Here is a 15,968-nt window from a genome sequence, read left to right as displayed (position 1 = left end):
TTCCATTCCTGGAAGAACACGACCTTCATGTCCGGGCGTACCTTGGCGGCCTGGCCGTGCTGGCGGATGAACGTCACGAGACGCTCCGGATGAGCAAAGCTGTTGTCGCGGAAGGCGATCACCGCGCCCTTCGGGCCGGCATCGACCTTCTCGACATTGGCGCGGCGGCAATAGGCCTTGATCGCGGCGACCTTGAAGAGATAGCGGACCTCGTCCGGCAGCACGCCGAAGCGGTCGCGCATCTCGGCGGCGAAATTGTCGATCTCCTCGTCCGTGTCGAGATCGGCGAGCCGCCGATACAGCGACAGCCGCACCGCGAGGTCGTTGACGTAATCCTCCGGGATCAGCACGGGCATGCCGATCGTGATCGACGGCGACCAGCGGTCGGCAGCCGGCTCGGCGACGCCAGCCTTGAGGTTGGTGATCGCCTCTTCCAGCATCGACTGGTAGAGCTCGAAGCCGACTTCCTTGATGTGGCCAGACTGCTCCTCGCCCAGGAGATTGCCGGCGCCACGGATGTCGAGGTCGTGGGAGGCGAGCTGGAAGCCGGCGCCAAGCGTCTCCAGCGACTGCAGCACCTTCAGCCGCCGCTCGGCCTGCGCCGTGATCTTCTGCTGCGCCGGCAGCGTGAACAGCGCATACGCCCGCAGCTTGGAGCGGCCGACGCGGCCGCGCAGCTGATAGAGCTGGGCGAGACCAAACATGTCGGCACGGTGCACGATCAGCGTGTTGGCATTGGGGATATCGAGGCCGGACTCGACGATCGTGGTCGACAGCAGGATGTCGTACTTGCCGTCGTAGAACGCGGACATGATGTCCTCGATCACGGTCGGCGGCATCTGGCCGTGGGCGACCGCGACCTTCATCTCCGGCACGTTCTTGTCGAGGAAGTCCTTGACCCCGGCGAGATCCTCGATCCGCGGCACCACGTAGAACGCCTGCCCGCCGCGATAGCGCTCGCGCAGCAGCGCCTCGCGGATCATCAGGGGATCATGCGGCGCCACGAAGGTGCGGACCGCAAGGCGATCGACCGGCGGCGACGCGATGATCGAGAGCTCGCGGACGCCGGTCAGCGCCAATTGCAGCGTGCGCGGGATCGGGGTCGCTGACAGGGTCAGGACGTGGACCTGGGCCCGCAGCTGCTTCAGCCGCTCCTTGTGGCTGACGCCAAAATGCTGCTCCTCGTCGACGATGAGCAGGCCGAGGTCTTTGAACTTGATCGCCTTGCCGAGCAGTGCATGGGTGCCGACCACGATGTCGACGTTGCCCTCGGTGAGCCCCTTCTTGACCTGGTTCAGCTCCTTGGTCGAGATCAGTCGCGAGGCCTGCGCGACATTGACCGGGAAACCGCGGAAGCGCTCGGCAAAGGTTCGCGAATGCTGACGCGCCAAAAGCGTCGTCGGAACCACGACCGCGACCTGCTTGCCTTCCAGCGCCACCGCGAACGCCGCGCGCAGCGCCACCTCGGTCTTGCCGAAGCCGACGTCGCCGCAGATCAGCCGGTCCATCGGGCGACCAGTCTCGAGGTCCTTCAACGTCGAGGTGATAGCGCCTAACTGATCCTCGGTTTCCTCATAGGGGAAGCGCGCGCAGAACTCGTCATAGGTCTGCGGCTGCAGCGGGAATTTCGGTGCCTCGTGCAGATGCCGCTCGGCCGCGATCTTGATCAGCTCGCCCGCAATCTCGCGGATGCGGTTCTTCAGCTTGGCCTTGCGCGCCTGCCAGCCGCTGCCGCCGAGCCGATCGAGTTCGACGGTGGCGCTGTCATTGCCGTAGCGCGACAACAGCTCGATGTTCTCGACCGGCAGGAACAGTTTTGTCTCGGCGGCATAATGCAGCTCGAGGCAGTCATGCGGCGCGCCGGAGACTTCCAGCGTCTGCAGCCCGACGAAGCGGCCGATGCCGTGCTCGACATGGACGACCAGATCACCCGTCGAAAGGCTCGTGACCTCCGAGATGAAATTGTCGAGCTTGCGGCTCGCCTTGCGCGGCCGCACCAGGCGGTCGCCGAGGATGTCCTGCTCGCTGATGACGGCGAACTCGTCGGTCTCGAAGCCGGACTCCATGCCGAGTACGGCCAGCATGGTCTCGTTGCGCGGCGTCGCCTGCACGATCCGCCACGTGTTGGTGTTGGTCAAATTGAGCAGCTTGTGGTCGCGCAGCATCGCGCCCATGCGGTCGCGCGAGCCCTCGCTCCACAGCGCGATCACCACCTTCTTTCGCTGGCTCTGCAGCGCGCCGACATGCGCGACCACCGATTCGAACACGTTGACATTGCCGTCGGCGCGTTCAGGCGCAAAGTTGCGGCCCTGGCGCGCGCCGGCGTCGAATACGTCGGCCGTGCCCTCCGGCACCGCAAACGGCGTCAGCCGCGCCAGCGGCACGTCAGCCAGCAGCTTGGCCCATTCGTGATCGCTCAGATACAACCGATCCGTCGGCAACGGCTTGTAGATCGCGCCGCCGCCCGGATGCTCCATCGCCTCACGGCGGGCCTCGTAGTAATCGGCGATCTGCGTGAAGCGCTCGCGCGCGGCATCTTCGGCCTGCGGCTCGATCGCGATGGTGGCGCCGTCGATATAGTCGAACAGGGTGTCCATCCGATCCTGGAACAGCGGCAGCCAGTGCTCCATGCCGGGATGCCGCCGCCCCTCGGAGACGGCTTCATAGAGCTGGTCGTCCCGCCCGGGCGCGCCGAAGGCTGCGACATAGCCCATGCGGAAGCGGCGGATGGTGTCGGTCGTGAGCTGGAATTCCGAGACCGGGACGAGATCGAGGCCGCGCATGTCCAAGAGCGTGCGCTGGGTCTCGGCGTCGAAGGTGCGGATCGATTCGAGAGAGTCGCCGAAGAAGTCGAGGCGCACGGGCTGCTCGAGGCCGGCCGGGAAGAGATCAAGGATGCCGCCGCGCACGGCGTATTCGCCGGGCTCGCGCACCGTCGAGGAGCGCGTGTAGCCATTGTGCTCCAGCCAGGCGACGACGGAATCCATCGGCACGACATGGCCGGGCGCAACCGACAGCGCCTGCGCCGCCACCAGCTCGCGTGCCGGCACGCGCTGCACGACCGCGTTCACCGTCGTCAGCACGATCAGCGGCTTCTCGGAGCCCGCCAGCCGCGACAGCTTCGCCAGCGCGGTCAGCCGTTGCGCCAGGATGCCGCCATGCGGCGAGACGCGGTCATAGGGCTGGCAGTCCCAGGCCGGGAACTGGATCACGCCGATGTCGGGCGCGAAGAATTCCAGCGCGCGCGCCAGCTGCTGCATCCGCCCGCCGTCGCGGCAGACCACGGCGAGGCTGACGGCCGGCTTGTTCGGCCTGGCCGCGATCGCGCGCGCCAGATCGGAAACGACGAGCCCTTCGGCACCTTCGGCGACATTGGCAAAGGTCAGCGCACGGCCGGGCGCGAGCAGCGCGGCCGGAGATTTGGCAGGCGACTTCATGCGTCGTGATCCACCGCGCGAAACGCCTTGATGCGGTCGAACAGCGGCGTCGCGTGCTCGGCCGGCAGCACCGCATCGCCGGTCAGCGCGGCATAGAGATCGGGATCGGGCACCTCGATCAGCGCCTCGAGCTGACCGAGTTCCTCACTCGCGAGATCGGCAATCGCGGCATCGGCAAAGCGGCCGAGGATCAGGTCCATCTCGCGGGTGCCGCGATGCCAGCAGCGAAACAAAAGCCGCTTGCGGCGGTCATCGAGCCCACCGCTCGACCGTGTCGATCCCGTCATGTCCCAAAATCCATCAAACGCCAAAAGCCCGGACGTGCCGGGCGGGGTTGATATAGCCACTCGCAAGGCCGATGTCAGCCATTGTTGTACGATATGGCCCCTCAAAATCGTCATGGCCGGGTTTGTCCCGGCCATCCACGTCTTGGCCGCGAAAAAAGACGTGGATGCCCGGCACAAGGCCGGGCATGACGGTGGAGAACGGACTTAGGTTTCCTGAATGCGCCCTACCGTCCTCAATCCGCTGTTTGCACCGGTCACGACGCTTCCCGGCGTCGGGCCGAAGCAGGACAAGCTGCTGCGTTATCTGCTCGACCGCAGCGAGACGCCGCGGATCGTCGATTTGCTGCTGCATCTGCCGGCGAGCGTGATCGACCGCCGCGCGCGGCCGAAGATCCGCGACGCCGTGGTCGGAACCGTGGTGACGCTGGAGGTGACAATCGACCGCCATCGCCCGCCCGGCCCGCGAAATTCACGCGCGCCGTATCTGGTCTATGCCAGCGACGACACCGGCGACGTCGTGCTGACCTTCTTCCGCGCCAGACCCGATTACGTCGAGAAGCTGCTGCCGGTCGGCGAGAAGCGCTACGTCTCCGGCACGCTGCAGCTCTATGACGGCATCCCGCAGATCGTGCATCCCGACCGCGTCATCGATGAGGCCGGCTTCGCAAAGCTCACGGGGATAGATCCGGTCTATCCGCTGACCACGGGCCTGATGCTCGGCTCGCTCCGTCGCGCGATCGCGCAAGGACTGCTGAAGCTGCCGGAGCTGCCGGAATGGATCAGCCCGGAGGTGATCCGCCGCTGCAAGTTTCCGCCGCTGAAAGAGGCGTTCAACCGCGTCCACGTGCCGATCGAGTTGACCGACATCCTGCCCGACGGCCCGTTCTGGTCACGCCTTGCCTTCGACGAACTGCTCGCCGGCCAGCTAGCGCTGGCGCTGGTCCGGGCGCAGTTGCGCCGTCCCGCCGGCGATCGCAATGCCGGTGATGGACACTTGCGCCAGAAGGTGATCGACGCTCTGCCCTATGCATTGACAAAATCGCAGCGCGAGGCCGTCGCCGCTATCACCGAGGACCTGCGCCAGCCGGTACGGATGCTGCGCCTCGTGCAAGGCGACGTCGGCTCCGGCAAGACCGTGGTCGCGCTGCTCGCGGCAGCAGCCGTTGCCGAAGTCGGCAAGCAGGCCGCGCTGATGGCGCCGACGGAAATCCTGGCGCGCCAGCACATCAAGACCATCGCGCCGCTCGCCGAGCGCGCGGGGATGCGGGTTGCGATCCTCACCGGCCGCGAGAAAGGCAAGGAGCGTCGCGAGCTGCTGGCGCAGCTCGAAGCCGGCGAGATCGATCTTCTGGTCGGCACGCACGCGCTGATCCAGGACGACGTGATCTACAAGGCCTTGGCGCTCGCCGTGGTCGACGAGCAGCACCGCTTCGGTGTGCGCGAGCGGCTGGCACTGACCTCGAAGGGCGACGCCGTCGACGTGTTGGTGCTGAGCGCAACCCCAATCCCGCGCACGCTGGTGCTCACTTACTTCGGCGACATGGACGTCTCGGAGCTGCGCGAAAAGCCGGCCGGCCGGCAGCCGATCGAAACACGCACGATATCGATGAGCCGGATCGAGGACGTCATGGACGGTGTCGGCCGCGCGCTTGGCGCGGGCAAGCTGGTCTACTGGATCTGTCCGCTGGTCGACGAGTCCGAGGCCGAGGGCACCGAGCATCTGACCAACGCGACCGAGCGCTTCGAATCCCTGCAGCAACGCTTCGGCGATCGCGTCGGCCTTGTCCATGGCCAGATGAAGGGCACCGAGAAAGATCGCGTGATGGCGCAGTTCGCCGCGCACGAGATCAATTTGCTGGTGGCGACGACGGTTGTCGAAGTCGGCGTCGACGTGCCGGCCGCAACCATCATGGTGATCGAGAACGCCGAGCGTTTCGGCCTCGCGCAACTGCATCAGCTGCGCGGCCGCATCGGCCGCGGCTCGGAGGCCTCCACCTGCCTCCTGCTCTACAAGGAGCCCCTCGGCGAGATGTCGAAGGCGCGATTGAAGGTGATCCGCGAGACCACGGACGGCTTCCGCATCGCCGAGGAGGATCTGAAGCTGCGCGGCGAAGGCGACGTGCTCGGCATCCGCCAGAGCGGCCTGCCCGGCTACCGCATCGCGCGCTCGGAGGTACACGGCCAGCTGATCACGCAGGCCCGCGACGAGGCGCTGCGCATCATGAAGGCCGATCCGAAGCTGAAAGGCGAGCGCGGCGAAGCGCTGCGCTGTTTGCTCTATCTCTACGAACGCGACGAAGCCGTGCCGTTGATCGGGGCTGGTTGACGCTCTCTCCCCGTCATTGCGAACTCTTGTAGGGTGGGCAAAGGCGCGCTTGCGCCGCCCACCATTCTCGGCGTGCTCGTGATGGTGGGCACGCTTCCGCCTTCGCCAAGGCTTCGGCGGACAAGTCGCTTTGCCCAGCCTACAGTCGGCGTCGACGCTGGACGCCTACTCCACCTTCGCCGGTGCCGGCTGCAGCGCGGCGGCCTGGCCGGCGATGCGGGCGGCGTTGGCCATGCCGGCGAGAGCGGCGGCTTTCTTCTGCTCGCTGCTGCCCGGCTGCACCACGCCGCAGGACATGATCAGGGTCGCGGCGTCCTCGGTGCTCATCTCGATCTCGATGATCTTGCTCTTCGGCACGTAGAAGAAAAAGCCGGTGGTCGGGTTCGGCGCGCAGGGCAGGAACACCGAGATCTGCTCCTCGTCGCCGGGAAGGCTGGCGGCGAGCTCGGCGCTCGGCGCCTGCGAGATCAGCACGATCGACCACATGCCGGGCGACGGAAACTCGACCAGGCCGACGCGGCGAAAGCTCGAGCCGTTGCCGGAGAACAGCGTCTCGAACACCTGCTTCAGGCCGCGATAGATCGCGCGCACCGCGGGGATGCGGCCGAGCAGCCGCTCGCCGAGATCGACCAGCGAGCGGCCGATCAAATTGGCGGTGAGGAAGCCGAGCAAGGTCAGCGCGATGACGGCGACGATCAGCCCGGAACCGGGCAGCCCGAACGGCAGATAGGTTTCCGGCCGGTAGGCGGTCGGCACGAACGGCCGGACCAGATTGTCGACCCAGTTCACGAACCACCAGGTCAGATAGAAGGTGATCGCGATCGGCCCGGCCACCACGAGGCCGGTCAGGAAATAATTCCGAAAGCGCGCCATCAGCCCGCGCGGGGCGTCCGGATGCAGGTCACCCGGGGTCATCGGAGGCACTTGTTTGGTCATTACGGTTCCAGGTCGGTCGAAGCGGCCGAAGGGCCCCTCCCCAGCTAAGCCATCCTAGCAGGTTTTTGAAGGGCCTTCGTGACCGGGCCGCTTGCGGCTATTCGACCGTGACCGATTTCGCCAGATTCCGGGGCTGATCGACGTCCGTCCCCATCACCACGGCCGTATGGTAGGCCAGCAGCTGCACCGGCACGGCATAGACCATGGGCGCGAAGGTTGCCCCCATATCGGGCAGCACGATCGTCACCAGCGACTGGATGCTGGCCTCCGCCGCGCCCTTGGCGTCGGTCATCAGGATGATCTTGCCGCCGCGGGCGGCGACCTCCTGCATGTTGGAGACGGTCTTCTCGAACACCTTGTCGTAGGGCGCGATCACCACGACCGGCATGTTCTCGTCGATCAGCGCGATCGGGCCGTGCTTGAGCTCGCCGGCGGCATAGCCCTCGGCGTGGATGTAGGAGATCTCCTTCAGCTTCAGCGCGCCTTCCAGCGCCAGCGGATAGGAGGTGCCGCGGCCGAGATAGAGCACGTCGCGCGACTTCGAGATGTCGCGCGCGAGCTTCTCGATCTGCACTTCGGTGGTGAGCGCCGCCGCCATCAGGCGCGGAATCTCGACCAGGCCATGCACCAGCTTGGTCTCGTCCTCATCGGAGAGCTCGCCGCGCGCCTTGCCGGCCGCGACCGCGAGCGACGCCAGCACCATCAACTGGCAGGTGAAGGCCTTGGTCGAGGCGACGCCGATCTCGGGACCGGCCAGCGTCTGCAGCACGACCTCGCTCTCGCGCGCGATCGTCGAGGTCGGCACGTTAACGACCGAGAGCGTATGTACGCCCTGCGCCTTGGCGTAGCGCAGCGCGGCCAGCGTGTCGGCGGTTTCGCCGGACTGCGAGATGAAGATCGCCAGATCGCCCTTGCGCAGCGGCGCCTCGCGGTAGCGGAATTCGGAAGCGACATCGAGCTCGACCGGCAGCCGCGACAGCCGCTCCAGCCAGTATTTCGCGACATAGCCGGCATAGCTCGCGGTGCCGCAGGCGGTGATCGAGACGCGCTGGATATCCTTGAAGTCGAACGGCAGCTTGACCGGCAGCATCACGCGCTCGGTCGCCATGTCGACATAGCGCGCCAGCGTGTGGCCGACCACTTCCGGCTGCTCGTGGATTTCCTTGGCCATGAAGTGGCGATAGTTCGCCTTGTCGACCAGCGAAGTCGTGGTGGTGTGCTTGATGGCGTCGCGATGCACGATCGCGTTGTCCTTGTCGTAGACGGTCGCGCCCTTGCGGGTCAGCACCACCCAGTCGCCGTCCTCGAGATAGCTGATCGTGTCGGTGAACGGCCCGAGCGCGATCGCGTCCGACCCCAGATACATCTCGCCCTCGCCGTGACCGATCGCCAGCGGCGGGCCGTTGCGGGCGCCGATCATCAGGTCGGCTTCGCCTGCGAAGATGAAGCCGAGCGCGAACGCGCCGCGCAGCCGCGACAGTGCCGCCCTCACCGCCTCGACCGGCTTGACGCCGCCCTTCATGAGATCGTCGACCAGATGCAGCACGATCTCGGTGTCGGTCTCGGTCGAGAACACCGTGCCCTTGGCCTCGAGCTCCTCGCGCAGCTCGCGGAAATTCTCGATGATGCCGTTATGGACCACGGCGACACGCTCGGTCGCATGCGGATGCGCATTGTTCTCTGTCGGCTTGCCGTGGGTCGCCCAGCGAGTGTGGCCGATCCCGGTGTGGCCGGCGAGCGGCTTTGCCGCCAGCGTGGCTTCGAGATTCTTCAGCTTGCCCTCGGCGCGGCGCCGCGCCAGATGCGTGCCTTCCAGCGTGGCAACACCTGCGGAATCATAGCCGCGATATTCCAGCCGTTTGAGCGAATCCACCAATTGCTCCGCGACCGGAGCGCGTCCAAGAATACCGACGATGCCGCACATGCGGTTATATTTCCCCAAATCGCCGAAAATTTGCTCACATGGCGACACGATCCCTTAAACGGGAATCGCAGCAGCCAAGATACTCAATAATTATTGCGGATTGAGACAGTCTTAAGTGGCAGACGGAACGCGAGACGCTGGTTAATTCGGACTAACTATCTTGACGGAATCGCGTCAGCGAGCCTGGGCAGTCCCGCAGCCCGCATGAGCGCAGCGGGACGCCCTGCCCCGATGTCGGTTGGCTCATCCCGGCTCTCGCGTCTTCGCCGGACAGTCGCAACGGACAAGCCCCGCCGCGGGCACCTTGCTCTAGCGGCGTCCTTCCTCATCGTAGTTTCGTGGTGTGCCGTCGGCGTAAACGCACTGCAATTGCGATGCGCGAAACGAACCGAACCGTTTGATACCTTGCTCGACCCACGTGCACTGGTGTGATGGCCCGTCGTGACTTCCCATATAGACATTGATCGACGCGATATCGTCGATCATCATGATCGGACCGCCGCTCTTGTGGCGGACGAGATTACCGGGCCTGAAATACAAGTGCAGCTCCCTTCGTCGGTTGAACGGTGGGTAGCGGACCCCTCCCCGAATTTAGTGCAGCCGTGCTGAAAGGGCGGTATCCCGTTTAGGGATTAGGCTTGCTTTGGCGTGGAGCCCCGCACGAACGCATGCGTGCACGCCAAGCGTCAACAGAGCATTAACGCCTCTGCGACACTCTCCGCGTCAGGAGACCTCGCATGCAGACCACGCAAGATCCTGACAGCCGCCGCCTCGATGTCCTCGCGGAACTCGACATCCTCGACACCCCGCGCGAGATCGCCTTCGACCGGCTGACCTCGCTGTGCCGAAAGATCTTTCGCGTGCCGATGTCGACGCTGACCTTCATCGACGGCCACCGGCAATTTTTCAAGGCTTCCGACGGGCTGGAGGGCCGCGAAACCGATCGCCGGCCGGCGCCCTGCAACGTGACGATCACGCAGTCCGAGCCGCTCGTCGTTCCGGATATGCTTCTCGACCCGCGCTTCGTCGACAATCCCTTCGTGCGCGGCGCGCCGTTCGTTCGTTTCTACGCCGGCGCGCAGCTCAAGATCGGGGGCACGAATGTCGGGAGCCTGTGCGCGATCGATACGCAGCCACGGGACTTCGACGCCGAGGCGATCAGCATGCTGGTCGACCTCGCCGCCATCGCCGTCGACGAGCTGAAGCTGCGCACGCTGAGCCTGCAGGACAGCCTGACCGGCACCGCATCGCGCCGCGCGTTCCGAACCGAGGGCGAACGGCTGACCTCGCTCGCCCGGCGCCACGCCCACAACCTCGCCTGTGCCGTGCTCGACGTCGATCATTTCAAGTCGGTCAATGATCGCTACGGCCACGCCGTCGGCGACATTGTGCTCGCCGCAGTCACCGACGCCGCGCGAAAATCCTTGCGGGCGTCCGACGTGATCGGCCGGCTCGGCGGCGAAGAGTTCGGCATCCTGTTGCCGCACACGCGGCTCGACCAGGCGATGGGCGTGATCGAGAAGGTCCGCGCTGCGGTTGCCGCGACGCGGATCGAGACGCCGGTCGGCCCGATCGGCGTCACCTGCAGCCTCGGCGGCGCAGCGCTTTCGCCCGGCCAGCATTTCGATGACATGCTGCGCAACGCCGATCTTGCGATGTATGCGGCCAAGCAGGCCGGCCGCAACCAGGCGATCGCCTGGGTCGATCCGGCCCCACCGCTGGCGCCGACGGCGCGGCGCGTCTTCAAGGCCGGCAAGATCAGCTTCAACTCAGGCCACTCGACCATCGACTGCACCGTGCGCGGCCTGTCGCGCGAGACGGCGACGATCGAGGTGTTCTCGACGGCCGACATTCCCGATCATTTCAAGCTCGCGATTGCCGCCGACGCGCTGTCGCGCGCCTGCCGGGTCACATCGAAGAACGACAACCGGATCGAGCTCGCGTTCGTTTAAGCGCCCTCACCACGCGTAGCGAACGACGCCCTTCCCCGCATAGCTGCGCGTGACATTCGAGAACTCGCCCTCGAACGTCGCCGCCGCCGACCAGCCGTTCAACCATTTCATCTCGGCCGAGCCGGTGACGAGCGCCGAGTCGGACGCCATTGCCGCGCCGTTCACGACGAAGCTCGCGCCGGGCAGCGTCTGGAACGTGGCGGCGATCCCGCGGTCGGGGTTGAAGTCATGCGCCCACGCCGCACGGCCGCGCAGCGTCAGAACGCCATCCGTCATCGCAAAGGATTTGTCGCTGCGCAGGCCGAGTTCGCTCCGCGTATCGGTGACACTCCGCGCGTTGTAGGCCAGCGCAAAATTGGTGCTGCCGACGATCGCCTGCTCGACATAGCCGGGCAGATCGAAGGTGGTGAACTGCCCCGCGGCGTACGGCGTCAGGCCGAAGCCATAGGTCACGAAGCGATAGCCGCCTTCGACGCGGCCCGACCAGGCATTGGCATTGAACTGCGCACGCAGCCGGTCAATCCCCGCAACGGTCACGGTGCGATCGGTCGTGATGTCCTGCCAGCCATAGGCCAGCGCGCCGCTGAGATAGGCGGCTCCGATGTTGTGGCGGATGAAGGCGCCGGCCTGGAACAGGTCGGAGCGCCCGCCGCCCAGATTGTTCGCCACCGTGAAATTCGTGCCGCCGCCAGCGAGCGCGAAGCCGGCGATCGTATTCGGCGAGAAGCGGTAGTCGGCGCCGACAGCCGTGCCATAGATGCTGCTGCTCGTGCTGTTCGAGCCGAGCGCGGCATTGCCGTCGGTCTGTTGCGAACCGCCGAATGCCGAAGCCCACACACTCCAGCGCTGCGCAAAGGAGGGCGCAGGCGGCGCCTTCGCATAGATCGCGGCCAGCGCGTCATTCGGATTCCGTTTCTGCGCGTAGGCGAGCCCTTCCTCCGCGTATCCATTCGGGCCGCCGCCCGCGCCGGTCGCGTCGCCGCGTCCGGCGATGAACGGATCGGTCATCACGCCCATGAACTGGTTCATGGCGCTGAACGTCGTCTGCTGCGAACCGGTCGCGCCCTCGCCGGAAAGTTGCGTCAACCCTGCCGGCGTCAAGGCACCGAACACGATCGGGATGCTGCCATTGCTGTTGAAGTAGTTGATGATGGCATTGCCGACGTTCTGCTGGTTACCGGACAGGTTGCCTCCCGGCGGCACGAAGTTGAGCGCGAGGTCGAGATAGGCGTTGGTCGCGTCATAGCTCAGGCTGGTCTTGAATCCCGTTGGCAGATTGGTGTTGACCACCGACGAGAACGTGCCGTCGATGCCGGCCGCAGAGACGATCGTGTATTGCTTCGCCACATAGGTGCCGGCCGCGAAGATCGCATTCACGGTCGCGCCGCCGAGCGTTGCGGTCCCCGTGACATTGGTGCGGTCGGCATTCGTCGGCGACACCTCGACCATGTAGCTCGCCGCTGCCGTGAACACGAGGTTGCCGGCGACGGTGAGCGTGCCGATCGAATTGCCCGGCGCCAGTGCCCCGCCATTGATGGTGGTGTCGCCGACCGTGCCGTTGCCGCCGAGCGTGCCGCCGGCATTCACCGTCACCGCACTGACGCTGGAGCCGTTGACCGACAGCAGGCCGCCATTCACCGTGGTCGCGCCGGTATAGGTGTTGGTGCCCGTGACGTTGGTGACGCCGCTGTTCACGGTGAGGCTCATGGAGCCGCCGATACCGTCGAGCGTGCCGCCGGTCGAGGTCACCGCACCCGTCAGCGGACCATTGCGGATCAGGCCGCCGGCGAGAGAGATTGCATTGATGGTCTGGGCAAATCCGCCGAGATCCAGCGTGCCGCCCGTATTCACGGTGGTCAGGCTGGCTGCGCTGAACGCGTTGGTGAAGTCACCGACAAAGCCTGGAAATCCGGGCGTGAGAGTCCCGCCCGCGTTGATCGTGGTCGCACCCGTGTAGGTAGCACCAAGTATTTGCGTGGTTCCAACACCCACTGTCACCGTGGCGGTGCCGCCAAGCGCCTCGATCGTGCCGCCGAACGACGTCACGGCACCCGTGAGCGTTCCGCCGCCGATGATGCCCCCCCGGAGGGTGACGTGATTAATAGTCTGCGCGAAGCCACCGAGACCAATAAAATCATAAAAGTAGACCGTCGTGTCGCTGGCCGCGCTGAACGCGTTGGCGTTGGCGGCGTTCAGGACAGTGAAGCCTGCAAAACGGGACTCATGACCGACCTCGGTTGGACCGGTGTAGCTGTTGGTTCCCGCAATCGTCGAAGGTTGGAGATTCTCAACCACGACACGCGCTGTGCCCGAAATGTTCGCGATGGTGCCAGCGTCCAGACCGATCAAGCCGGTCAGCGATCCATTCTGCAGAATACCGCCACGGCCCACCGCCACAGTGTTGATCGTCTGCGCAAAGCCGCCGAGATCAATCGTACCGCCATTGTTGATGAGGATCGCACTCGCGGCGCTGAATGCATTCGCACTGCCGCCGATCAACGTCGCCCCGCTGTTGACCGTAGTGAGTCCCGTATACGTATTGGAGCCGGTGAGCGTGGTGGTGCCGCCATTCGCCGTCAGGCTCATGCTGCCGCCAACGCTATCCATGGCGCCACCGGTCGATGTCACCGCACCGGTCAGCGATCCGTTCCTGAGCGTGCCGCCGGCGAGCGAGACCGCGTTGATGGTCTGCGCGAAGCCGCCGAGGTCCACAACACCGCCTGTATTGACCGTGGTTGCGCTGGCGGCGCTGAACGCATTGCCGTTGAGGGCAAACAGCTGACCACCGTTGTTCACATTGGTGGCACCGCTGTAGCTGTTGACTGCTCTCATCAGAACCATGGCATTTGCCGTCAAGCTCATGCCGCCGCCGACATTGCTGATTTCCGCGAGGCCTGTCACGGTCACCGCCCCGGTTAATGACCCATTCGTCAAGAAACCGTTGGTAAGCGTCACGCTGTTGACTGTCTGCGCGAAGCCGCCAAGATCGAGGGTGCCTCCGTTGACAGTCGTCACGCTCGTGGCGCTGAACGCGTCGGCGTTGGAGGCGACAAGTGCTCCGCTACTGTTGATGGTGGTTGTGCCGGTGTAGGTGTTGGCTCCCGAGATGGTGGTGCTGCCGATATTGACCGTCAGGCTCATGCCGCCGCTGACGTCACTCAATCTGCCGCCGGACGCGGTCACCGCGCCGGTCAATGTGCCGTTCTTGAGCTCACCGCCGAGGATGCTCACCGAATTGATGGTTTGCGCAAAGCCTCCGAGATCGACGGTGCCACCAGTGGTGATGGTGGTCGCGCTGGCAGCGCTGAATGCGTTAGCAGCGCCTCCCGCCAGCGTGCCGCCGCCGACGTGGGTCACACCAGTATAGGTGTTGGTGCCGGAAAGAACCGTCGAACCACTATTAGTGCTGAGAGACGCGCTGCCGCCGATCGTGTTGACCGACCCGCCCAGCGACACGATGGTGGTTATGCCGGTTAGGCTACCGTTGGTGATCGTGCCGCCGATAAGATTGACGACGTTGATGCTCTGCGCGAAGCCGCCGAGATCGAGCGTGCCGCCAGTGATGATCATCGAACTCGTCGCACTAAAGGTATTCGCGGCGCCACCCGCCAGCGTCCCGCCGCTGACCGTGGTTGTACCGCTGTAGAAGTTGGTGCCCGAGAGGGTGATGGTGCCTGTGTTGCTCTTGATGAGGTCTCCCTGGCCGGTAATCCGGTTGAAAACCGTGGTCGAAGTCGCTGCCTGATTGAAATCGAGCGAGCCAAACACCGAGATCGAGATATCGCCGGTCAGCCCGGACGTCGCGCCGCCGAACTGCAGCGTGTTGGTGCCGCCGGTGAAGGTGATGGCATTGGCTCGCGTGGCGCCGTCGCCGGACAGCCCGCCGGAGATCGTGCCGTTGTTGACGATGTTGAGATTGGCGCCGGTGATGCCGACGCCGCCGGCGCCAACCGCGCCGGCCGTGCCGTTCAGCAGGCTTCCGGTCCCGCCCGCGCCGCCGGCCCCGCCCGCGCCGCCGGTGATGCTTCCGTTGTTGGTCAACGCGGCCGCGCCGGTAAAGTCGATGCCGGAGCCGCCGCCGCCACCTACTCCGCCGTTGCCGCCATAGGCGAATGTCCCGTTGCCGCCGGCGCCGCCTGTGCCACCGACACCGCCCTGGATCACCGTTGCTCCAGTGATGGTGAATGTCCCCCCGGTCGACAGTACGCCGCCGCCGGCGGCGCCGCCACCACCGCCGCCGCCGCCGTAATTGGTGGCGTTCGCCGCGGCGCCGCCCGTACCGCCGGTGGTGCCGGTACCGCTCACCATGGTGGCCGGATTGATCTGGTTGTAAGCGCCGCCGGCACCGCCAGCGCCACCATCCGTGCCAGCGGCGACGAGGCTGGTGCCCCCTGTCCCGCCCGTGCCGCCCAGGCCCGTCGCGGTGCTGACCCCGGCACCGCCGCCGCCGCTACCACCGAAGAAGCTGTTGAAGCCATTGCTTCCGCTGGGGCTCGCGCCATTGCCACCGGCACCGCCCACGACGCCAAACCCGCCCGCCGACGAGCCGCCAGTTCCACCCACCGCCTGCGCATGCGCAGGGAGCGCAAGGGCGAGTGACAGCGATGCGATCGCAGCGCCCCCAAGCGCCACCCGACTGAGCGCGGTGCTCGCCAGCAATGCCTTGATTGAAATGCCCCGCCGTGCCGGCCGCGAACCGCCAAATATTCCCATGCTCATTCCAAAAAATCCGTCGGCAATTCCGGGAAGCGCGTAAACAACGGGAAACACCGTAGGCGATCTGAAACACGCCGACCATCGCGCGTGGCCGCGAGGTTGCACAACTTGCCAAGTTCCCGGTCGATTTCTCCACGGGTGTGCCGGCGTAGCAACAGTATCGCGCATGTGTCGCATCGCCTCGAAGAACGACGACAGGATCGAACGCGCGTTCGTGTGGGCGCCTACAACTCGCCGAGCAGGCGCCTTGCGCGGAAAATCTGTTTTTTCGAACGATTTCAATGTGATTTGGGCTGTCCAGCCCTCGGCGCAAAAATAATTCGCTTTATCGGAAAGCCAAATCAGTCCATAATCCGCTTCGTCTTCCCCGTCGAGGGGCGTTTCGCGAAC

The 15,968-nt window shown here is 65.5% G+C and carries 8 protein-coding genes; 2 read left to right on the top strand and 6 right to left on the bottom strand.

All coding sequences use genetic code 11. From position 1 onward, the window contains the following. Positions 1–3,437, bottom strand: a 3,437-nt coding sequence (gene mfd, locus JQ604_RS37840) for a transcription-repair coupling factor (RefSeq protein WP_212365832.1), incomplete at its 3' end; no start/stop codon positions are given. Beyond that, complete coding sequence (locus tag JQ604_RS37835) at positions 3,434–3,724, bottom strand: succinate dehydrogenase assembly factor 2 (protein ID WP_212365831.1); 291 nt, start codon at positions 3,722–3,724, stop codon at positions 3,434–3,436. The genes mfd and JQ604_RS37835, both read right to left, overlap by 4 nt. A 217-nt stretch (positions 3,725–3,941) precedes the next feature. Between JQ604_RS37835 and recG the strand changes: the two genes are divergently transcribed. Next, positions 3,942–6,050: an ATP-dependent DNA helicase RecG gene (gene recG / locus JQ604_RS37830; RefSeq protein WP_212365830.1), complete on the top strand. Its 2,109-nt coding sequence runs from the start codon at positions 3,942–3,944 to the stop codon at positions 6,048–6,050. 165 nt (positions 6,051–6,215) lie between these two features. Here the strand turns inward: recG and JQ604_RS37825 are convergent, their stop codons facing one another. The 3 genes from JQ604_RS37825 to JQ604_RS37815 form a co-directional block, all read right to left on the bottom strand. Continuing rightward, entirely contained in the window at positions 6,216–6,986 is a 771-nt protein-coding gene (locus JQ604_RS37825; protein ID WP_212365829.1) for a DUF502 domain-containing protein, read from the bottom strand. 97 nt (positions 6,987–7,083) lie between these two features. Beyond that, positions 7,084–8,910, bottom strand: coding sequence for a glutamine--fructose-6-phosphate transaminase (isomerizing) (gene glmS, locus JQ604_RS37820; RefSeq protein WP_212365828.1), 1,827 nt, complete (start codon positions 8,908–8,910; stop codon positions 7,084–7,086). 309 nt (positions 8,911–9,219) lie between these two features. Next, positions 9,220–9,450, bottom strand: a complete 231-nt coding sequence (locus JQ604_RS37815; protein WP_212365827.1) for a hypothetical protein — start codon at positions 9,448–9,450, stop codon at positions 9,220–9,222. Between the two features lie 197 nt (positions 9,451–9,647). Here JQ604_RS37815 and JQ604_RS37810 point away from each other — a divergent pair, with 197 nt between their 5' ends. Then, positions 9,648–10,862 carry a sensor domain-containing diguanylate cyclase gene (locus tag JQ604_RS37810; RefSeq protein WP_212365826.1) on the top strand — a complete coding sequence of 405 codons (1,215 nt, stop codon included), beginning with the start codon at positions 9,648–9,650 and terminating at the stop codon, positions 10,860–10,862. Positions 10,863–10,868: 6 nt separating this feature from the next. On the opposite strand, the gene JQ604_RS41795 is transcribed toward JQ604_RS37810, so the two are convergent. Beyond that, positions 10,869–15,581 carry an autotransporter outer membrane beta-barrel domain-containing protein gene (locus JQ604_RS41795; protein ID WP_249159249.1) on the bottom strand — a complete coding sequence of 1,571 codons (4,713 nt, stop codon included), beginning with the start codon at positions 15,579–15,581 and terminating at the stop codon, positions 10,869–10,871. Positions 15,582–15,968: the final 387 nt, after the last annotated feature.

The sequence above is a fragment of the Bradyrhizobium jicamae genome (genome assembly GCF_018130695.1).
Taxonomy (GTDB): domain Bacteria; phylum Pseudomonadota; class Alphaproteobacteria; order Rhizobiales; family Xanthobacteraceae; genus Bradyrhizobium; species Bradyrhizobium jicamae_B.
This window is presented reverse-complemented; position numbering and strand designations above follow the sequence as displayed.